Annotated in this window: 16 protein-coding genes; 13 read left to right on the top strand and 3 right to left on the bottom strand. The window is 72.7% G+C overall.

Annotated features, from left to right (window positions below; translation table 11 throughout):
- The first annotated feature begins 403 nt into the window (after positions 1 to 403).
- The 7 genes from ABD346_RS27145 to ABD346_RS27115 all read left to right on the top strand — a co-directional run bounded on the left by ABD346_RS27145 (position 404) and on the right by ABD346_RS27115 (position 11239).
- Positions 404 to 1543 (top strand): hypothetical protein, encoded by a 1140-nt coding sequence (locus ABD346_RS27145; RefSeq protein ID WP_344378419.1) that lies wholly within the window; start codon positions 404 to 406, stop codon positions 1541 to 1543.
- A gap of 28 nt (positions 1544 to 1571) precedes the next feature.
- A complete protein-coding gene (locus ABD346_RS27140; protein WP_344378418.1) occupies positions 1572 to 2420 on the top strand; it encodes a pentapeptide repeat-containing protein in 849 nt (282 codons plus the stop codon).
- Positions 2421 to 2484: 64 nt separating this feature from the next.
- Entirely contained in the window at positions 2485 to 2781 is a 297-nt protein-coding gene (locus ABD346_RS27135) for a hypothetical protein (protein ID WP_189962632.1), read from the top strand.
- Between the two features lie 13 nt (positions 2782 to 2794).
- Positions 2795 to 4159 (top strand): type VII secretion integral membrane protein EccD, encoded by a 1365-nt coding sequence (gene eccD / locus ABD346_RS27130; RefSeq protein WP_344378416.1) that lies wholly within the window; start codon positions 2795 to 2797, stop codon positions 4157 to 4159.
- A 728-nt stretch (positions 4160 to 4887) separates the two neighbouring features.
- Positions 4888 to 5811 (top strand): nucleotide-binding protein, encoded by a 924-nt coding sequence (locus ABD346_RS27125; protein ID WP_344378415.1) that lies wholly within the window; start codon positions 4888 to 4890, stop codon positions 5809 to 5811.
- Positions 5808 to 9815, top strand: coding sequence for a type VII secretion protein EccCa (gene eccCa, locus ABD346_RS27120; RefSeq protein ID WP_344378414.1), 4008 nt, complete (start codon positions 5808 to 5810; stop codon positions 9813 to 9815). The genes ABD346_RS27125 and eccCa overlap by 4 nt, the downstream gene beginning before the upstream one ends.
- Positions 9812 to 11239: a DUF6177 family protein gene (locus ABD346_RS27115; protein ID WP_344378412.1), complete on the top strand. Its 1428-nt coding sequence runs from the start codon at positions 9812 to 9814 to the stop codon at positions 11237 to 11239. Before eccCa ends, ABD346_RS27115 begins: the two co-directional genes overlap by 4 nt.
- Positions 11240 to 11308: 69 nt before the next feature.
- On the opposite strand, the gene ABD346_RS27110 is transcribed toward ABD346_RS27115, so the two are convergent.
- A complete protein-coding gene (locus tag ABD346_RS27110; RefSeq protein ID WP_344378410.1) occupies positions 11309 to 12397 on the bottom strand; it encodes a PP2C family protein-serine/threonine phosphatase in 1089 nt (362 codons plus the stop codon).
- Between the two features lie 100 nt (positions 12398 to 12497).
- A complete protein-coding gene (gene ku / locus ABD346_RS27105; protein WP_344378408.1) occupies positions 12498 to 13577 on the bottom strand; it encodes a non-homologous end joining protein Ku in 1080 nt (359 codons plus the stop codon).
- A 59-nt stretch (positions 13578 to 13636) separates the two neighbouring features.
- Between ku and ligD the strand changes: the two genes are divergently transcribed.
- Positions 13637 to 14521, top strand: a complete 885-nt coding sequence (ligD, locus tag ABD346_RS27100) for a non-homologous end-joining DNA ligase (protein WP_344378405.1) — start codon at positions 13637 to 13639, stop codon at positions 14519 to 14521.
- Positions 14518 to 15423, top strand: coding sequence for an ATP-dependent DNA ligase (locus tag ABD346_RS27095; RefSeq protein WP_344378404.1), 906 nt, complete (start codon positions 14518 to 14520; stop codon positions 15421 to 15423). The genes ligD and ABD346_RS27095 overlap by 4 nt, the downstream gene beginning before the upstream one ends.
- 6 nt (positions 15424 to 15429) lie before the next feature.
- Here the strand turns inward: ABD346_RS27095 and ABD346_RS27090 are convergent, their stop codons facing one another.
- Positions 15430 to 16233: a nuclease-related domain-containing protein gene (locus ABD346_RS27090; protein ID WP_344378403.1), complete on the bottom strand. Its 804-nt coding sequence runs from the start codon at positions 16231 to 16233 to the stop codon at positions 15430 to 15432.
- Positions 16234 to 16386: 153 nt separating this feature from the next.
- Between ABD346_RS27090 and ABD346_RS27085 the strand changes: the two genes are divergently transcribed.
- From ABD346_RS27085 to ABD346_RS27070, 4 genes are all read left to right on the top strand, one after another.
- Positions 16387 to 16689, top strand: a complete 303-nt coding sequence (locus ABD346_RS27085; RefSeq protein WP_344378401.1) for a zinc ribbon domain-containing protein — start codon at positions 16387 to 16389, stop codon at positions 16687 to 16689.
- 112 nt (positions 16690 to 16801) lie between these two features.
- Positions 16802 to 17428, top strand: coding sequence for a class F sortase (locus tag ABD346_RS27080; RefSeq protein ID WP_344378399.1), 627 nt, complete (start codon positions 16802 to 16804; stop codon positions 17426 to 17428).
- A 73-nt stretch (positions 17429 to 17501) separates the two neighbouring features.
- Positions 17502 to 18290, top strand: coding sequence for a hypothetical protein (locus ABD346_RS27075; RefSeq protein WP_344378443.1), 789 nt, complete (start codon positions 17502 to 17504; stop codon positions 18288 to 18290).
- Complete coding sequence (locus ABD346_RS27070; protein WP_344378398.1) at positions 18287 to 19615, top strand: ATP-binding protein; 1329 nt, start codon at positions 18287 to 18289, stop codon at positions 19613 to 19615. Before ABD346_RS27075 ends, ABD346_RS27070 begins: the two co-directional genes overlap by 4 nt.
- Positions 19616 to 19697 lie beyond the last annotated feature (82 nt).

Raw genomic sequence — 19697 nt, 5'->3', positions numbered from 1 at the left:
CGGAGCACACAACCCGGCCCACACGCCCGGCGGCACCGCCCACGACCCCGGCCGGGGCGCCACGAACGACCTCGGGCCCTCCGCCGGTCATGAAACCCCGGGCGGGCCGTCGCACCCTTCCGTACCGACGACTCACACCTCCGTACCGGCGTCGCACGACCTCCCCGGTACGGGATCGCACGGCGACCTCCCCACCGGTGGTCACGGCGGCGGTACGCATCCGGGCGAGCCCGGGTCGGCCGGCGGTACCGGCGGCGGCGACGCCGGAGGGCCGCCCAGCGGTGGCGGGTCGCATCTTCCGGACGGGCCCGGGGAGCCTCGGGGCAATCTGCCCGACGGATCCTGGGAGGGGCCGCAGGGGCTGCACCTCGATCCGCACGCCAACGCGGCGGCGGACCAGTTCATGCACCGGGCCGAGTCGGCCGAGCCGGGCATCACCGACGCGGTGAAGTCCGCCGCCGACCGGGTGGACCACGGCAAGCTCAACGGCCTGGAGTACCGCCTCAAGGGCGAGGACTCACTCAAGCGCAAGATCGCGACGGCGCTGCACGACGACCCGATGCTGCGGCCCGAGGACGCCCTCGGGAACATCAAGGACTCGCTGCGCTACACCGTCGAGCTGCCCTCCAAGGACTACGCACACGGGGTGCAGCAGGCCGTCGACGACTTCCGCAGCCGCGGGTTCGAGAACGTCACGTTCAAGAACACCTGGGACAGCGCCGGCTACAAGGGCATCAACTCGACCTGGCGCGACCCGGTTTCGGGTCAGGTCTTCGAGGTGCAGTTCCACACGCCGGAGAGCTTCACGGCCAAGATGGACGGCCATGTCCTCTACGAGAAGGAACGCCTGCCCGGCATTTCCCACGAGGACCTCGCGGCCATCCGGGCCGAGCAGAGCGACTTGTTCGGAAAGGTGCCGGTGCCGCACGGGGCCGGGGATCTGCATATCGATCTCGGTCATGAGCCGCACGGTTCGGCATTGCCCGAGGCTCCGCATGTCGACCACGGCCAGCACGGACCTGCCTCCGTGCACGGCAATGGGCCGCCTGCCGAGCTCACCCCGGCCGAGCGCGTTACGCACGATTCGCATCTCCAGGCGATCGAGAAAAAGTACGCCGACGATTTCGACGTCTTGAAGCAGGACCCCGATCACAAGGGGAAGGTCAAGCCGTCGGAGATGGACGAGGCGCGGATCGCTCTCGACATGCGCGAGAGCGGGAAGGTGCCCTCCGACATTCAGCGTCCGCCGGGTGCGAATCAGGGTGACCTCTACTCGCCGAGCATCGGGGAGTTCTACGACATCAAGGGCGTACACTCCGACTGGCCTCCGCTCAATAACGTTCGCGACAAGTCGCTGCCGTTCAAGGGCGCATACGACCCCGCGAACAATGGGAGCTGGGTGCGCAAGCTGGAGGACCAGATCGTGAACAGGAAGCGCGTGGTCATTCTGGACATGCGCAATGCCGATCAGGCCGCTATTGACGATGTCAGGGCAATTGTCGAAGACCATGGGTGGAGTGATCGGGTTGTCTGGTATCCGTGACGAAGGCGAGCGGAGGATCGTCCGGGCCATGCCGAAGGACGCCGAGGCCGCGGCCGCGCTCCGCGAGTGGGCCGAGCAGCCGGGTTCGCTGCTCGGCGTCGACGGGCTCGACCTGACCGCCGCCGATCTGTCCGGTGCCGATCTCGGCGGCGGCATGCTGACCGGGACCGTGCTCCGGGACGCCGTGCTCGTGGGCACCGACTTCTACCGGTGCCACATGGAAGGCGCGGTGCTCGACGGCGCGGACCTGACCGGCGCCAGCCTGATCAAGGCCGTACTGGACGGGGCCTCCCTGCGGAGCGCCAAGCTGGACGGCGCGGATCTGGGCAGCGCCGAGCTGTCCGAGACCGATGTGCGGGGCGGCTCGCTGCGCGGCGCACGCCTGGGCGGCGCAGCGCTGCTCGGCACCCTGCTCCAGGGCGCCGACCTCACCGACGCGTCGCTGAACGAGACCTCGTTCAGCGTGGTGGTCGACGAACACACCGTCGTCCAGGGCCTGTCGGGTTCCGTGTTCGGGCCGATGGTCGTCGAGAGCGGCGAGCAGCGCCGTGAAATCCGCGGCCGCGAGCTGGAATTGTGGCTGAACGGCCGGGGCGCCGATGTGCGGGTGATCGACCCGGCGTCCCGGGAGATCACGTACTACGCGAAGATCGGCGAGGGGTATCCGCGGAGCAGCCCGCGCGGAATTGTCCGGCGGCGTTTTCTCGACGGGGTCGCCTACGACGAGGCCTTCACCCGGAATCTGCGCTGGGAGCCGACCGAATACCTCCGGCTCTACGAACTCGGCCACAACGAGGTCGACCATGTGGAGATCACCGGGGCCGAGGCGGACGCTTTCGTCGCGGCGGTCACCGCGAAGCTCCGCGAACGGCCTTGATTCCCGTCCGTACCGGTATTTCCGCCGTACGGCATGAGCAGGATCCGAAGGAGATTGCCCGGGCATGACTGCCGCGCAGGACTATGACAGCCAATTGCTGGAGTCGGTTTCGGTACGGCGCCGGCGCCTTCGCGATGCCCTGCTGTTCGGGGGGCAGCGCGGGCGGCGGTCCGTCGACGAACGGCTCGGCAAGCTGTTTGCCGGAATTGTGATTGCGGCGGTGCTGTGCGCGGGTTGTGTGGGCTGGTCGTTCATTTCGCACAAGCTCATCGGAAAGTCCCCGTACGGAACGTCGGTTCAGCCGACTTCAACCCCCTCTTCCTCTGCTTCTTCGCCCGCCGTGAAGTCTTCGGCCCGATGATAGGTTCGCACGCGTGATAGCTACGGGATCGGTGAGCCGTACGGCATTGAGCCGGGTCACTCTGGTCGGTGAACAGCGTCGGGTCGATCTCGTTCTGCCGTCCGAAGAGCCAATTGGGCTGCTGCTGCCCGAAATCATGCGGCTGCTCGGCGACGGTCCGGGCGGCCGCCCGATGCTGCGCCATCTGACGACGGCCGACGGATCGGCGCTCGCCCAGGACTCGACGCTGGCGTCGGCGGGCGTGCCCGACGGCGCGGTTCTGCGTCTGGTGCGGGTCGAGGACGCGCCTTCGGCGCCCGTCGTGCACGACGTCACCGACGAGGCCGCGGACGATCTCGATGTACGGGCCTGGCGCTGGCGGCCCGCGTCGCGGCGCGCGGTCGCGGGGCTCGCCACGGTCGGCTGGGCGCTGGCGGCCGGGGTGCTCGCGCGCGACGAGTTCGCCCTGTCCGCGGTCGGCGCGGTGCTGCTCGCGGTGGCCGGTGTCGGCGCGATCGCCGGGCCCGTGCTCGGCAGGGCCGGGCAGCGCGGGCCCGCGACCACGCTGATCGTCACGGCCGGGGTGCTCGCCGTGCTCGGCGCGTGGACGCTGGCCGACGCGTACGGCTGGCCGGGCGGCGCCCGGCTCGGCGCGGTCGCCGCCGCCCTCGTCGTGGCGCTGCTGCTCCTCGGCCTGTTCTCGCCGCTCGGGCGGGGCGGGCTCATCGGGGCCGGGGCGGTCGCCGGGGCCGGGGTCTGCTGGGAGGCTGTGATCGCGCTGCAGTCCGGGGCCGGTACCGCGGTCGGGCAGGCGCGGGCCGGGGCGATCGTGGTGGTCGTCTCCGCGCTGCTGCTCGGGGTGCTGCCGCGCCTCGCGCTGATGGCGTCCGGGCTCTCGGGCCTCGACGACCGGCGCTCCGGCGGCGCGTCGGTGAGCCGCTACCAGGTGTCGACCGCGCTCGCGGCCACCCACCGCGGGCTCGCCCTCGCCACCGTCGTCATGGCCGGCTGTGCGGCGGTCGCCGGGATCCTGGCGCTGCGTACGCCGACGGTGTGGACGGTGCCGCTCGCCTCGGTACTCGCCGTGGTGCTCGCCCTGCGCGCGCGGGCGTATCCGCTGGTCGCCGAGGTCGTGGGCCTGTTCGCGGCCGCCGCCGCGGTGGCCGGGCGGCTGGCCTGGGTGTGGTGGGAGCGCACCGGCGCGGTCGGCCCGCTGGCCCTGCTCGTGGTCCTCGCACTGGCCCCGGTCGCAGTGCTCGTCATCCAGCCCGCAGATCATGTACGGGTCAGGCTGCGGCGGTTCGGCGACGCGCTGGAATCGATCGGCGTGATCGCGCTGTTCCCGCTGGTGCTCGGGGTGTTCGGGGTGTACGGGCGTCTGCTCGGCACATTCGCGTAGGTATGCGTAGAGGTCGGGATATGGCTGTGGGCGAGGACTGGCAGCGCGATGTGCTGCGCGAGCTGAGCGGGGGGAACTCGGCGTCGGCTGCATCCCAGGGTGCGGATGCCTTCGGCCCGGCGTCGGTTGCATCCCAGGGTGCCGGCCTGGCGGAGGGCGCTTTCGGCTCGGCTGCGTCGGCCGCACAGCAGGGTGCGGGTGCCTCGGCGGGGTCGGGCCCGCAGCCGGGTGCCGGCCCGGCGGAGGGGGTTTTCGGCCCGGCCGCGCAGCAGGGTGGCGACAGCTCGGCGGGACTGGTCGCGCCCCAGGGGGGACGCCCGGCAGAGGCTGCCTTCGGCCCGGCCGCGTCGGCCGCGCAGCCGCATTCCGGCTCGGCGGAAGGTTCCTTCGGCCCGGACGCGTCGGCCCCACAGCCCAACGCCGGTAACCCCTCGACACCCCCCGGCCGGCCCTACACCGGCCCCGCCGAAGGTACGTTCCGGATACGTCCGCTTGAGCCCCGCCAGGTCGACCCCTTCCCGGATGGCCCAACTCCCGCTTCCGACAGGGGAGTTGATGCCCCCACCGCCGGAACCCTCGACGCCATCGCCGCCACGCGTGCCGCCTCCCAGTACGGAGCCGGCGCCCCGGACCCCCGGCCTGCCGGGCCGCCCGCACCCCCCTCCGACTCACGCCCGTCCACGCTGCCCGAACTCCGCATCCCCGGCGGGCGGGACGCCGCTGTGCCCATGGCCACGCCCGAGTCCGTGCCCACCGTCGACCCCCGGCTCGCCGTGGCGCTCGGGCGGCCGGTGCACGGGGACTCCGTGGCCAAGCGGGCCGGGCGGTCCGTGCGCAAGCTCGGATCGTCCGCCGCGCAGGACGTGGCCGAGGAGAGCCGGATCGGGCGGGAGTTGCAGCAGCCCGTGACGACCGGGCGGGTCATCGCGGTCACCTCCATCCGGGGCGGGGTCGGAAAGACGACGGTGGCGGCGCTGCTCGCCCGGAGTTTCAACCACTACCGGCACGATCCCGTGCTCGCCCTGGAGGCGGACGGGGCGCTCGGCACGCTGCCGGTCCGGCTCGGTGTCGAATCGGTGCGCTGGTCCTGCGCCGATCTCGCCGACATCCTCACGCCCGCCATGCAGCTGACCGACGTCACCGGCTATCTCGTGCCGGTCACCGACGGCGGCTGGCTGCTGCCCGCGAGCCAGGGCCGCCTCGGCGCGCCCCTGAGCATGCGGACGTACCGCACCGTGACACTCGCCCTTCGCCGGTACTTCGCGGTGACCGTGGTCGACTGCGAGACACTGCCCGGCGAGGTGGCGCGTACCGCGATGGACACCGCGCACGCCCGGATCGTGGTCGCCCCGATGACCGCGGAGGGCGTCGGCGGCACCCGGCTCGTCCTGGACTGGCTCGCCCATCTTCCGCACTCGGCGCTTGCCACCACGGTGGTGGCGCTCACCGCCAACTCACCCGACATGACACTGGACTTGAAGACCGCCACCGCACATCTGCGGGAGGCGGGCGTCACCGTGCTCCCGGTCCCCTACGACCGGCATCTGGCCCAGGGAGGCCCCATCCAGACCGCACTGCTCGGCCGGGCCACCCGGCAGGCCGCCGTCGCCCTTGCCGCCGAGGCGATGGAGCGGGCGGTGAGGGTGCGATGACGCTGCACCAGGTCCACCGCCCGGCCCGCTCGACCCGGCCCGCCGCCCCCGCGGTGCCGCGCGCCATCGAGCCGCCGCCGAACCTGCCCGAGGGCAAGACCGGCACGGCCGCGACCGCGCTGCTCCCGATGGCCGGCGTGATGAGCTCCGTGATCATGATGACGGTGATCCGCAACAGCCAGTTCGCGGGCCTCGGCGCCATCGTCCTGGTCGTGGCGCTGCTAGGCGCGGTCGCGCTTTTCCTGTCCCAGCGGGGCAAGGCGCAGCGCACCCGGCGCACCCAGCGCGAGCGCTACCTCGAATACCTGGAGGAGCAGCGCGAGGAACTCGGCGCCGTGGAGCGGGAGTCGAGGCTTCAGGCCCGCCTCCTGAACCCGCCGCCGCAGGCGCTGTACGACCTGCTGCGGGATCCCGCGCGGCTGTGGGAGCGGCGGCGCGGCGATGCCGACTTCCTCAGGGTGCGGGTGGGCACCGGCACCGTGCCGACGCAGGATCTGTCGATCGGGCAGAACAGCGCGCAGGGAGTGCTGACCCCGCCGGACCCGTTCATGCTGAACGAGGCGCGGGCGCTGGTGGCCCGGTATGCCACGGCCACCGAGTCGCCGCTGACGGTGCCGCTCGACCGGGCCGCGAACGTGAGCGTGGTCGGTGACCGCGAGGGTGTGCTGCGGGTCGCGCGGGCGCTGCTCGTGCAGGCGGCCGTCACGCACGCCCCGGACGATCTGGCGATCGCGCTCGGTGTGCCGGGCGACCGCCTCGACGACTGGGAGTGGGCCAAGTGGCTGCCCCATGTCCTGGACGCGCTGGAGAGCGACGGCCCGGTGGCCGCGCGCCGGATCGCGCCGAGCATGCCGCAGCTGGCCCGCCTGATGCGGACGGAGCTGCGCCAGCGGGCGTCGTACGCGGCGGAGGTGCGCCGGGGTCTTTCCGACCGGAACGCGCTGCGGATGATCGACCGGCTGCTCGTGGTGAGCGACGAGTACGGCGCTCCCGCCGATGAACTGCCCCGTCCCGACACGGCGGTCGGGCTCACCGAGATGGGCGTGACCGTGCTGCATCTGCTGGAGCGGCAGGTGCACGAGCCGGACCACGTCACGGTCCGGATCAGCGTCGACGGCGACCGCATCACGGTCGAGGACCTGCGCGATCCGGCGAACCCGGCGCCCCCGATGTCGTACGGCCTGTCCGACGAGGTGAGCACCGCCGGGGCCGAGGGGCTCGCGCGCATGCTGGCGCCGCTGCGGCTCTCGGCCGAGTCGGTGGCCGAGGGCACGCCGGTGACCGGTCCGGTGGACTTCCCGCAGTTGCTCGGCATCGACGATCCGGCGGACCTGGACATCGACCGGCTGTGGGCGCCGCGCGGCGAGCGGGCGTTCCTGCGGGTGCCGATCGGGCTCGACGACCGGCATCAGCCGGTCCTGCTCGACCTGAAGGAGTCCTCCGAGCTGGGCATGGGCCCGCACGGGCTGTGCGTGGGCGCGACCGGTTCCGGCAAGTCGGAGCTCCTGCGCACCCTGGTGCTCGCCCTGGTCGCCGGGCATCCGCCGGAGGACCTGGCGCTGGTCCTGGTCGACTACAAGGGCGGCGCCACGTTCGCACCGTTCGCCGAGCTCCCGCACGTGGCCGGTGTGATCACCAACCTGGAGAACCAGGCGGGCCTCGTCGAGCGCGTGCACACCAGCCTCGCGGGCGAGGTGAAGCGGCGCCAGCAGGTCCTCAAGGACGCGGGCAACGTCGCCGACATCGGGCACTACGCGGCCCTGCGCGCCGAGCGGCCCGAGCTCGAACCGCTCCCCCATCTGTTCGTGGTGATCGACGAGTTCGGTGAACTCCTCACCGCCAAGCCGGACTTCATCGACCTGTTCCTGTCGATCGGCCGCATCGGCCGCTCCATCGGCGTCCACCTCCTCCTGTCCAGCCAGCGCATCGAGGGCGGCAAGCTCAAGGGCCTGGACACCTATCTCTCGTACCGGCTCGGCCTGCGGACGTTCTCCGCGGACGAGTCGCGTACGGTCCTGGACACGACGGACGCCTTCCACCTGCCGCCGCTGCCGGGCTTCGGCTATCTGAAGGTCGACACGTCGACGTACGAGCGCTTCAAGGCGGGCTACGTCTCCGGCGCCTACCGGGGTCCCGCCGTCCTGGAACAGCAGGACGACACACCGCTCGCCTGGTCCTACCCGACCTTCAACTCCCATGAGAAGGAAGAGAGTTCGAACGCCGCGCCCGAGCCGCAGATGCGTGAGCGGGAGACCGGGCCGACCGTCATGTCGGCGATGGTCGACCAGCTGCGTACGGCCGCCGAGCCGGTGCGCCGGATCTGGCTGCCCCCGCTGCCCGAGGCCATCAGCCTCGACGCCGCGGCGGGTCCCCTCCAGGTCTCCGAGCACGGGCTCCAGCTAGCCCACCGGCCGGGCCCGATGCGGGTGCCGCTCGGCCTGCTCGACGATCCGGGCCGGCAGTGGCAGGGTCCCTGGACCCTCGATCTGACGGTGGCGGGCGGTCATGTGGCCGTCATCGGCGGCCCCCAGTCCGGCAAGACGACCCTGCTGCGGACCCTCGCGCTCTCGCTCGCCCTGACGCACACCCCGGCCCAGGTCGCCCTGTACGGGCTCGACCTGGTGGGCGGCGGCCTCGCCGCGCTGGCCGGGCTTCCGCACGTCGGCGGGATCGCCGGGCGGGCCGACCATGAGCGGGCCGCGCGCACGGTCGCCGAGGTGCGGGCCATGCTGGCCGCGCGCGAGGAGCTGTTCCGCGAGCACGGCATCGACTCGGTGGACGAGCTGCGCAGCCTGCGCGCGCAGGGCCGGCTTCCCGAGCTCGGCTCGACGGATGTGGTGCTGCTCGTGGACGGGTACGGGGCGCTGCGCGACGAGTTCGCCGCGCTGGACGACGACGTGGCCGACCTGCTCAAGCGCGGCAGCGGCTACGGCATCCACATCGTGGCGGGCATGCTGCGCTGGAACGACGTACGGATCGCGACGCAGTCGATGTTCGGCACCCAGCTGGAGCTGCGCCTCAACGACCCGTCCGACTCGTCGATCGACCGCAAGCTGTCCGAGACGCTCGCCCAGGACACCCCCGGGCGCGTGCTGACCAACGGCAAGCTGTTCGCGCAGGCCGCCCTTCCGCGCACCGACTCGGTGGCGTCGTCCGCCGACCTCGGCCCCGCCCTGGAGGACGCGGCCCGGACGGTGCGGGCCACCTGGCACGGTGAACTCGCCTCTCCCGTACGGGTGCTGCCGACCCGGCTGCCCGCGCAGCGGCTTCCCTCGCCGGCCGCCGAGCCGAAGCGGATCCCCATCGCGGTCGACCAGGACGCGCTCGACCCCGTGCTCCTCGACCTGTTCGAGCACGACCAGCACCTGCTGATCCTGGGCGACAACGAGTGCGGCAAGACCAATCTGCTCAAGCTCATCGCCCAGCAGTTCACCGCCCGCTACAGCGACGAGGAGCTGGTCTTCGCGGTGTTCGACCCGCGCCGCGGACTGCGCGGCGTGGTGCCCGAGCCGTACCGCGGGGGCTACGCGCACAACGCGAAGATCAGTGTGGGGCTCGCCTCCGGGATCGCCGCCGAGCTGGAGAAGCGGCTGCCGGACGAGACCGTCGACCACGACGCGCTGCCGGACGGGCCCTCGTTCAGCGGGCCGCGCATCGTCATCCTGGTCGACGACTACGACATCCTGACCACCGCGGGCCAGCAGCCGCTCGCGCCCTTCCTGCCGTACATCTCCTCCGCGCAGGACATCGGGCTGCACTTCGTGGTGGCCCGCCGGGTCGCGGGCTCCTCGCGGGCGCTGTACGAACCGTTCCTGACCACCCTGCGCGAGACGGGCACCGCCGCGCTCGTGATGACCGGCGACCGCACGGAGGGCCAGCTGTTCCCGGGCCTGTACGCGTCCGCGCAGCCGCCGGGCCGCGGCTTCCTGGTGCGCCGCGGCCGCCGCCACCAGCTCGTCCAGACCGCCCTCGCCCACCAGCCGGAAGAAGCAGAGCACTCGTGACCAAGGACGTCATCGCCCTCACCCCGAAGATGCCGGACACCTGGGCCCTGCTCGCCGGCCTGTACGCGGGCGGGCCCGGGCTCTCCGTCGACACCGGCCACGACGGGGCGGTGGTGCAGCTCTGTGCGGCGGACGGCCGCCCGCTGGTCTCGCTGGAGGCGCCGCTGCTCGTGCAGGTGCCGGGCGAGGCGGAACGTCTCCTCGGCGGTCAAGTGACGCCACCCGAGGGCTCGTTCTGGTGGACGGAGGCGCGGGCCTCCACGGCGGCGCCCGAGGCCGAGCGGCTCGCCGGGTCGGTGGCCGGGCGGCTCACCACCCTGCTCGGCGGCACCGCCTGGCCGCCCGGCGCCGCGAGCACCGACGTCGTGCCCGTCGCGGAGGATGCCTCGGACACCGGGGTGAGCGCGCGGCCCGCGGCCGGCGGGGCGCACCCCACGGTGGACGTGCTGACCGAGTCGACCGCCGTCGTCATGTGCGACCGGCCGGTCATCGCGCTGACCGCCTGGCTCTCGCACATCCTGCGTGCCGCGGTCGAGAGCCGCCGCGCGCTCCAGATCGTGACCCCGCCCGGCGTGCGGCTGAGCCTTCCGCTGCGTACGGCGCTGACCGGCGCGCCCAACCGCTGGGTGGTCAAGGACCCCGACTGCGGGTACTACGACGGGCTTTCCGGCGCGGTGCTGCGCTGGCAGGACGGCACGTTCGCGCCGGCCCGGGACGCTTCGGGCGAGGCGGTGGTGGCCGAGGCGTTCACCGCACCCGCGCTCACCTCCGAGCGGCAGCTGATCGTCGCGTTCCGCACGGTGCACAACGCGGACGAGAACCTGGTGCTGGGGCGCGCCCTGTCGGCCGCCTGGGAAGCGCTGACCGGCGCGGCCCCGGCCGGCTGGGGCACGGCCGAGCCCATCAACCTCCCTTGGTCCGCCCGCCAGTTGACCGACCTGGCCCGCGAGCGGGCACCCGAGCCGACCCAGCTGCTCGCCGTCGGCGACCCTGCGCGGCCCGCGCTCGCGGGGCTGCGGGTGACGCGGGTCGAGCGGGGAGTGGCGGCGGACGCGACACTCACCCTCGGGTACGGGGCGTCCGAGCCGCCTCCGCTGGAAGCGATCGAGCCCCTGGCGTCGACCCTGGCCGGCTCGCACGGCCTGACCCACATGCTGGTCACCCTGCGCCGAGGCCGCCGAGACCTGGCCGTCCCGGCCCACTTCGAGGCGCCTCCGATCCCGGTGTCGTACACGCTGGGAGCGGAGGGCGTGCGCTCGGCCGGGCCGGACCACGCGGGCCGGCCGCCCCTGGCAGTGCGCCCTGTCCGACTCGGCCCGGCCGCGGGGTCCGCGCTGCACTACCCGCTGGGGGACGGCACGGACGCGGCCACGTGGCCGATGCTGGAGAGGCTGACGGCGCATCTGGAGGGCCCTCGGGCGTAGCCCTGCCAACCCCCGGCCCGCAGCTCGCCCCGCACCCGTGCACGCGAAGCCCGGCCGGAACGGACCGGGTCATTCGCGATGGCGGAGCAGCAGCATGGCCGCGTCGTCGTGCAGCGGGCCCGCCGTGTGGAGGATGAGGTCACGCCTCAGGGCCTCCAGAGCCGCCTCGGGGTCGGGGTCCTTCAGGAGCGGGGTGCGGGCGCCCAGCGGATAGAACGCGCCCGATCTGTCGCGGGCCTCGGTGACCCCGTCCGTGTAGAGCAGGAGCTGGTCGCCGGGGGCGAAGGCGACCCGGAAGGGCTGCGGGCCCTCCATCGGGCCGAGCCCCAGGCCGAGCGGCAGCGTGTACGACGCGGGTTCCGGGAAGGACACCGAGCCGTCGGCCCGTACCAACAGGGGCGGCGGATGCCCGTAGTTGAGGAACATCGCCCCGTTCGCGGGGTCGAGCTCGGCGATGATCGCGGTGACGAACTTCTCGCCCTCGAGGGCCCGCCCCGCCGCCCGCTCGACCCGCGCCCCCACCCCCTTCAGGTCCGGCTCGTCGTGCGCGGCCTCCCGGAACGCCCCGAGCACCACGGCCGCCGTCTCCACCGATTCGAGCCCCTTTCCCTGGACGTCGCCGATGATCACACGCACCCCCTCGGGCGCCGCCACCACCTCGTACAAATCCCCGCCGATCCTGGCCTCCGCGACCGCCGAGGTGTACGAGACCGCCGCGCGCAAATGCCCCGCGCTGCGCGGCACCGGCCGCAGCAGCACCCGCTGGGCGACCTCGGCGATGGAGCGCATGCCGGCGAGTTCGGCCTCGCGGCGCTGGCGCATCACGGCCCCGGCCACGCCCACCGCGGTCACCCCCGCGACGGCGGCCAGCGAGGCGAAGCCCCGGCGCTCCTCGAAGAGGTCGCTGTAGATCCCGAGCCCGACCCCGGCGGCCAGCGCGATCAGGCCCACGACGACGGTGCGCCCCCAGCCGCCGACCAGCCCGGCGAAGGCGGGCCCGAGCGAGACCAGCGGCAGCAGCCCGACCGTGGGGCCCGCGATCAGGTTGGCCGCGACGACCAGCGCCATCACCGCGTACGGCAGCACCGCGAGCACAACGGAGTCCGGGCTGCCCTGTGGCTCGGTAGGGGTATGGCCGTCGCCGGTTCTTCGCACCATGACCGCACCCCTTTCACACCCCTGGGCATCCTTTTGGCCATCGCGGACGCGCCGCAACCCTTCCGTTACCGAATCGAGGCCACGCGCCGGGGTACGGAAGTCAGGCGCTGGCCCGCTTCTTCGGGGCCGCCTTCTTCGCCGCGGTCTTCTTGGCGGTGGTGGCGGTGGACTTCTTCGCACCGGTGGACTTGGGGCTGGCCGCCGCCGACTTCTTGGCCGCCGTGGTGGCCTTGGTGGCAGTGCTCTTCCTGGCCTGCGTCGTCTTGGTCTGCCCCGCCTTGGCCTGCGAGGTCTTCGCCGGAGTCGCCTTCCTGGCCGCCGTCTTCTTCGCCGGCGCGGACTTACCGGTCTTGCGCGAGCTCAGCTCGGTGACCTCGGCGACCTCCCCCTCTTCGCCCTCCCCGCGCGCGGCCTTCGCGGCCTTGACGCTGCTCTCCAGGGCGGCCATCAGGTCGATGACCTTGCCTCCCTTGGCGGCGGGCGCCTCCTCCGCCTGGGGCAGCGCGCCGTCCGCCTTCGCGGCGATGAGCTCTTCGACGGCGGCCCGGTAGTCGTCGTGCAGGGTCGCCATGTCGACCTCGCCGAGGGTGTCCATCAGGGCGTCGGCCAGGTCGAGTTCGGCCTCGCGGACGCTGACGTCGGCCTCGGGGGCGGCGTCCTCGGACGCCCGGATCTCGTCCGGCCAGAGCAGCCCGTGCATCGCGATGACGTCGTCGACCACCCGCAGCATGCCGAGCCGCTCCCGCCCGCGCAGCGCGAACTTGGCGATGGCGACCTTCTGGCTGCGCTTGAGGGCCTCGCGCAGCAGGGTGTACGGCTTCGCTGCGGGCACCCCGTTCGCGGAGAGGTAGTACGCGGCGTCCATCTGGAGCGGGTCGATCGTGTCGGCCGGCACGAAGGCGACGATCTCGATCGTCTTGGCGGTGGGCAGCGGCAGGGAGGCCAGATCGGCGTCGGTGATCGGGATCATCGAGCCGTCGGCGTCCTCGTACGCCTTGCCGATCTCCTCGGTGCTGAGCTCTTCGCCGTCGAGTTCGCACACCTTGCGGTAGCGGACCCGGCCGCCGTCCGCCGTGTGGATCTGGCGGAACGAGATCGAATGGTTCTCGGTGGCATTCACGAGCTTGATCGGGATGCTGACCAGGCCGAACGAAATGGCACCGTTCCAGATGGATCGCACGGTTTCTCCTCTTCGTCCCCGAGGAGTGTGGTTCGTGTGGTTCGTGGGACTCTCATCGTATGACGCCGATCACGGAGGTGGAGGGGCGGCGGATCGCCCTGTCGAATCTGGAGAAGGTGCTCTACCCGGCCACCGGCACCACCAAGGGCGAGCTGCTGCACTACTGCGCCTCGGTCTCGGGCCCGCTCCTGGCCCAGCTGGACAACCGCCCTGTGTCGTTTCTGCGCTTCCCGGACGGCCCCGGGGGCCAGCGCTTCTTCACCAAGAATCCGCCGCCGGGCACGCCCTCCTGGGTGAAGACGGCCGCGGTCCCCCGCTCCGAGGACAAGGCGGCCCGCCAGGTCGTGGTGGCCGATCTGGCCACCCTGATGTGGGCGGCGAACCTGGTGGTGGAGTTCCACACCCCGCAGTGGCGCGCGGATGCCCCCGCCGAGGCGGACCGCCTGGTCCTCGACCTCGACCCGGGCGAGCCCGCGAGCGTGGTGGACTGCTGCGCGGTGGCGGTCTGGCTGCGGGACCGGCTCGCGGCGGACGGGCTGCACACGTACGCCAAGACCTCCGGCGCCAAAGGGCTGCACCTGCTCTGCCCGTTGGAGCCGACCCCCTCCGGCCAGGTCTCGGCGTACGCGAAGACGCTGGCCAGGGAGGCGGAGGCGGCCCTGCCGGAGCTGGTCACGCACAAGATGGCGAAGGCGCTGCGCCCCGGCAAAGTGTTCATCGACTTCAGCCAGAACGCCGCCGCGAAGACCACCGCGACGCCCTACACCGTGCGTGCCAAGGAGCGCCCGACGGTGTCGGCGCCGGTGTCGTGGCCGGAGGTCGAGTCGTGCGGAGCCCCGGGCGACCTGACGTTCCTGATCGGCGACATCGTCCCCCGCCTGGAGCGGGACGGCGATCTCCTGGCGCCCCTGTCCGACCCCGACCGGGCGGGCCGCCTCCCGTGAGCGCCCCGGCACTGCGGCCCCCGCTCACCGTCGCCCTCGCCGAGGCGGTGCCCACGCTGCCGCGCGGGGCGGGGTGGGCGTACGAGCCGAAGTTCGACGGGCACCGGATGGTCGTGTTCCGGGAGGCGGAGCGGGTCGTGCTCCAGGCGCGTTCGGGGCGGATCATCACCGGCGCCTTCCCCGATCTGGCCGACGCGGCAAGGGAGTTGAGGCCCGGGACGGTTCTGGACGGGGAGGTCGTGGTGTGGTCCGGCGGGCGCACCGACTTCGCGGCGGTCCAGCGCCGCGCCGCCGCCACCCCGGCCCGGGCGCCCCTTCTCGCCCGCCGCCTGCCCGCCTCGTACGCCGCCTTCGATCTGCTCGCCGACGCGGGCCGGGACCTGCGGGCCGAGCCGTACGAGCGCCGGCGCGCCCGGCTCCTCGAAGTGCTCGCCCCGCTCGGCCCGCCGCTCCAGGCCGTGCCGATGACGACGTCGGTGGACACCGCGCTGACCTGGTACGAGACGCTGCCCGCGAGCGGCATCGAGGGCCTGGTCGCCAAGCGGCTCGACGCCCCGTACCGGGCCGGGCACCGCGCCTGGCGCAAGCTGCGGCACACCGACACCCGCGAGGCGGTCGTCATCGGGCACACCGGCAGTGCGGCCCGGCCTGCCGCGCTCGTCCTGGTGCTGCCTGGCGACGACGTGCCGTTGGTGTCGGGCCCGCTGCCCGCCGCCCTGCGCGCGGAGGCCGGCCGCGCGCTTGCCCCGCTCGCGGCCGAGGGAGGCGGTACGGCGGTCGCGGCCGGGCTCGGCGAGGTGGCGTACCGGGCGGTCGCGGAGGGGCTGCTCGCGGAGGTCGAGTGGGCGACGACGCGGCATGCGGGGGCGGTGGTGCTGCGGCTGCGGAACGCCGAGGGGTGACAGGGGTCAGACCCGCAGCCACGTCCGGCGGTCCCGGGCCGTCCAGTACAGGGACTCGACGTCCGCCGGTTTCAGGACGCCGCCCGTGCGGGCCAGGTCCGGGATCTCGCTGTCCTTCAGGACGGTCACGCCCCGGATGCCGGGCGGGCCGAGCTCCACCCGTTCCGCGCCGACCAGCACGAGGACGGGCCGCACCGCCGCCGCGAGGGCGAGGGAGGCGCGCTCGGCCTCGTGGCGGGCGCGGCGCAGATACGGCACGGAGGCGGCCCGGCCCACGGTGACCAGCGGGTCGGCGATCCGCACCCGGTGGCGCTGGGTGGCGAGGGAGCGCACGGTGAGGACGCCCGCCGGCCCCACCAGCAGGTGGTCGATCCTGGCCTCCCCCGGCAGCGGGACCGAGTGCAGAACCCTCCAGCCCGCGCCCTCCAGCCGCTCCAGGGCGGCCCCGGCGAGCTGCTGCGCGGCGAGTTCCCGGCGGCGCGGGTCGGCCCTGAACCGGTGCTGGGACGCGTACCGCTCCAGCTCGGTCAGGATCGCCTCGCCGGGCCGGTTGGGGGCGAGGTCGTCGTCCGGGTGCAGGGAGAGCCGGACCAGGTCGGCTGGGGTCGGCACAGGTGGCGGGCCGACGGTCAACTCGCCGACGGCGTACGGGCGCAGCGCCGCGAGCACCTCGTCCCTGCGGTCGTCGAGCAGCAGCGACACGCGTCCGGTGTCCCGGTCGTACCAGGCGACGCTGCGCCCGTCCGGGAGGCTGACGTACAGTCGCGCCTGTCCGTGCCGGTGTACCGGTGTGACCCGCAGTCCTGGCATGCCCCATCACCCCACCACGACCATGGGAACAGCACGATGCCCGTGAGGGCAATAAGTCGTGTGGGCGTCGTCACAACGCGATGGACGCAGGACGGTCATGACCACGACACTTACGCGCGACACGACCCAGGAATCCGGGAGGGGAACCACTCAATGATCATCTTCGGCACCCGCGGCTATCTCTACCAGCTCGCGATGCTCACACTGGTGTGCGGCAACTGCGGCAATCCTTCGGCGCACGGGCTGCGCAAGTACGTCACGAAGTTCACGCTGTTCTTCGTTCCGCTGTTCCCGATCTCCACGCGGTTCCGTACGCAGTGCACGTTCTGCGGGCTCGAGCAGCAGATCACCAAGGAGCAGGCCGAGGGTCTGCTGGCCCAGCCGGTGGCGCCGCAGCAGCAGTACGGCCAGCCGCAGCCGGGCCAGATGCAGGGCCAGAACCCGTACCAGCAGTAGGAACGCCCGAGGGCCGACCCCGCCCCCGCGTAACAGCACCGCCCGCTGAAGTACGGCCGACTGTTACGTATGCGGGGTAAAGCCGCAATACCGGGCATTTAGCGTCGTACGCATGACCACGCCCACCCCGGCCCGGATCCCCAGGATCGCCGCCGCCTCCGCGCTCGCCCTCGCCCTCGGCGGCGGGCTCATGGCCTGCACGGCCGACACCACGGCCAAGGCGCCCGACGTCAGGGTGCAGAACGCCGCCGCCCCGCAGGCCAGGGCGGCGGTCGGCCCGATGGAGGCCTCCGAGCCGACCCGGGTCGTCATCCCCTCCGCGGGGGTCGACGCGAGCCCGGTGCTGCGGCTCGGGGTGGACTCCGCGCAGGAGCTGGAGGTGCCGCCGGTGGACCGGGCCGAGCAGGCGGGCTGGTACACCGGCAGCGTCACGCCCGGGGAAAAGGGGGCCTCGGTCCTGGTCGCGCACTACGACACCGCCAAGGGCCCCGCACTGATGCGGAACGTCAAGAACATCAAGGTCGGAGATCTGATCGAGGTCGGCCGGGCGGACGGCTCGACCGCGGTGTTCAAGATCCGGGAAACCCAGCAGGTCGAGAAAAAGGACTTCCCGACGCATAAGGTTTACGGGACGACCAATCGCGCCGAGCTCCGCCTCATCACCTGTGGCGGTCCGATCAAGGACGGTCACCGCTCGGCCAACATCATCTTCTATGCCGACCTGGTCAAGGCCGAATAACGCACCGGGGCTCGGGCGAAGCCCCGGCGGAAGGTGAAATAGCCTGGGGTTCCCGCACGACAGGAGCACCTTGATCCGCCACCTCCGCACAGCCCTCCTGGCACCCCTGCTGACCGCAGTGGGTGCTCTGCTGCTGTCCGGCTGCGGCGGGGCGGGCCACCTGGAGAGCTCGGGTGCGACGCCGACGGCGATCGGCCCGATACACCTGTGGCCGGATCTGCCGCCCGCGACCGCGACCCCGAACGACTACGGCGAGACCGACACGGAGCAGGTGCCCGGCATCAAGGTGACCGGGGGCGATGTCCGCAAGCTGAACCCGGTCGCCGTGGTGCAGGCCGAGGTGAAGGCGCACCCGAACACGTACAGCGGCGAGGACGGTCTCTACGACGAAACGGTCCGCCAGCTCGCCACCTGCAAGCAGAAGCCGGGCAGCTGCCCGGTGCTCAAGCCGTACTACCGGGATCTGACCGGGGACGGCAAGGACGAGCTGATCGTCGGCATCCGGATGCCGGACCAGCAGCTCGCGGTGCGGTGCTACATGCCGGCCAAGGACGGCGGCCTGATCCGCATCATGTCCACCGTCGACCAGATCATCAGCGTCGACCTGGCCGGCCGCGACGTGATCCTGCGGTCGGTGTCGGCGGGCATGCCCGGATACGAGTACCGCACCGCGTGGTCCTGGGACGACCACCAGCAGGCGATGCTCCCCACCCGGGACGAGATCGTGCGCCACAAGACCGGCGGCGAAACCCCCGGCGGGAAGCACCCCGCACCGTCCGGCGCCGGGCAGCTCCCGCCGTCGCCGAAGAAGAAGCCGCCGACGGCGAAGCCGTCGGCCACCCCCACGGCGGACGCACCATGAAACTCCCCCGGATATCGAGGCCGCCCCGCCTGCCGCTGCCCCGCTGGACGGCGACGCTGACCTGGAAGTCGGCGGTGTTCATCACCGTCATGTGCTGCGCGCTCGCGTCGCTGCTCGGCGTCCTGGTGCACGTGTCGGTGACCCGGCAGACCGTGGGCGAGGCCCGCCACAAGGCGCTCGACCGGCTCGCCGACGTCACCCAGATGTACGAGGCGGGCGAGCAGCTGCCGCCCGGCGCCGGACTCGACCCGCCCGAGCTGCCGCCCTCGCTGCGCGCGCTCGCCGTCTCCGGCAGGCGCGGCACCCTCGTCGACGACGACCACGGCCGACCCACCATGTGGGCGGCGGGCCCGGCCGACGGCAGGGCGCTCGCCGCCGAGATCGACTACACCCAGAGCGCCCGCACCATCAACGGCCTGGACAAGGCCATCCTCGGCTCGTCCATCCTCGCGATCGGCGCGACCCTGCTCGTCGGTGTCTTCGCGGTCACCCGGATCACCCGGCGGCTGCACCAGACCGCGACGGTGGCTCGCCGGATCGACGCGGGCGACCTCGACGCCCGCGTCAACGACCCCCGCACCAAGGACCCCTCGCGCCCCCAGGACGAGGTGGCCACCGTGGCCGGCGCCCTGGACACGATGGCCTCCACGCTCCAGGGCAAACTGCTCAGCGAGCAGCGCTTCACCGCCGATGTGGCGCACGAGCTGCGCACCCCGCTGACCGGTCTGCACGCGGCCGCCGAGCTGCTGCCGGAGGGCCGCCCGGCCGAGCTGGTACGCGACCGGGTGCAGGCGATGCGCTCGCTCACCGAGGACCTCCTGGAGATCTCCCGCCTGGACGCGGGCAGCGAGACCGTCGACCTGGACATGCAGCAGCTGGCCCCGGTGGTGGAGCGGGTGGTGCGCGCCTCGGTCGCTTCGGGGACCGCGGAGGCGGACACCACCCTCACGGTGGTGCGGGACGCCTGCGTGGAGACCGACAAGCGCCGCCTCGAGCGGGTGATCGGCAACCTGCTCGCCAACGCCCACAAGCACGGCAAGGCCCCGGTCGAGCTGACGGTGCACGGGCCGGTCGTCACCGTCCGGGACCACGGCACGGGCTACCCGGACTACCTCCTGGACCACGGCCCGCAGCGCTTCCGCACCGACGCCGGGAACAAGGGGCACGGGCTCGGCCTGACCATCGCGGTGGGTCAGGCGGCCGTGATCGGCGCCGAGCTGCGCTTCGCCAACGCCGCGGACGGCGGCGCGGTGGCCCGCCTCGAACTCCCCGAGTACGTCGACTTCGAGGCGCCCGAGTCCGGGGAGCGCCCGGGCGCCGAGTGACGCCTCGTTACGCTTTGCGAACTCCAATGAGCGAATTTACCGTGAGGCAGGCGAATTGAGGGTCGTTCACCCGCGGCCCCGC

The organism is Streptomyces mauvecolor, assembly GCF_039532965.1.
In the GTDB taxonomy this organism is placed as follows: Bacteria; Actinomycetota; Actinomycetes; order Streptomycetales; family Streptomycetaceae; genus Streptomyces; species Streptomyces violascens.
The sequence above is the reverse complement of the archived record's forward strand: the minus strand, read 5'-3'. Positions and strand labels throughout refer to the sequence as shown.

Bases quoted from the DNA above. Each gene is read 5' to 3' on its own strand.
- ABD346_RS27145 (WP_344378419.1), top strand. From the start codon at position 404: ATGCACCGGGCCGAGTCGGCCGAGCCGGGCATCACCGACGCGGTGAAG.
- ABD346_RS27140 (WP_344378418.1), top strand. From the start codon at position 1,572: ATGCCGAAGGACGCCGAGGCCGCGGCCGCGCTCCGCGAGTGGGCCGAG.
- ABD346_RS27135 (WP_189962632.1), top strand. From the start codon at position 2,485: ATGACTGCCGCGCAGGACTATGACAGCCAATTGCTGGAGTCGGTTTCG.
- ABD346_RS27125 (WP_344378415.1), top strand. From the start codon at position 4,888: ATGGCCACGCCCGAGTCCGTGCCCACCGTCGACCCCCGGCTCGCCGTG.
- eccCa (WP_344378414.1), top strand. From the start codon at position 5,808: ATGACGCTGCACCAGGTCCACCGCCCGGCCCGCTCGACCCGGCCCGCC.
- ABD346_RS27110 (WP_344378410.1), bottom strand. From the start codon at position 12,397: ATGGTGCGAAGAACCGGCGACGGCCATACCCCTACCGAGCCACAGGGC.
- ligD (WP_344378405.1), top strand. From the start codon at position 13,637: ATGACGCCGATCACGGAGGTGGAGGGGCGGCGGATCGCCCTGTCGAAT.
- ABD346_RS27090 (WP_344378403.1), bottom strand. From the start codon at position 16,233: ATGCCAGGACTGCGGGTCACACCGGTACACCGGCACGGACAGGCGCGA.
- ABD346_RS27085 (WP_344378401.1), top strand. From the start codon at position 16,387: ATGATCATCTTCGGCACCCGCGGCTATCTCTACCAGCTCGCGATGCTC.
- ABD346_RS27080 (WP_344378399.1), top strand. From the start codon at position 16,802: ATGACCACGCCCACCCCGGCCCGGATCCCCAGGATCGCCGCCGCCTCC.
- ABD346_RS27070 (WP_344378398.1), top strand. From the start codon at position 18,287: ATGAAACTCCCCCGGATATCGAGGCCGCCCCGCCTGCCGCTGCCCCGC.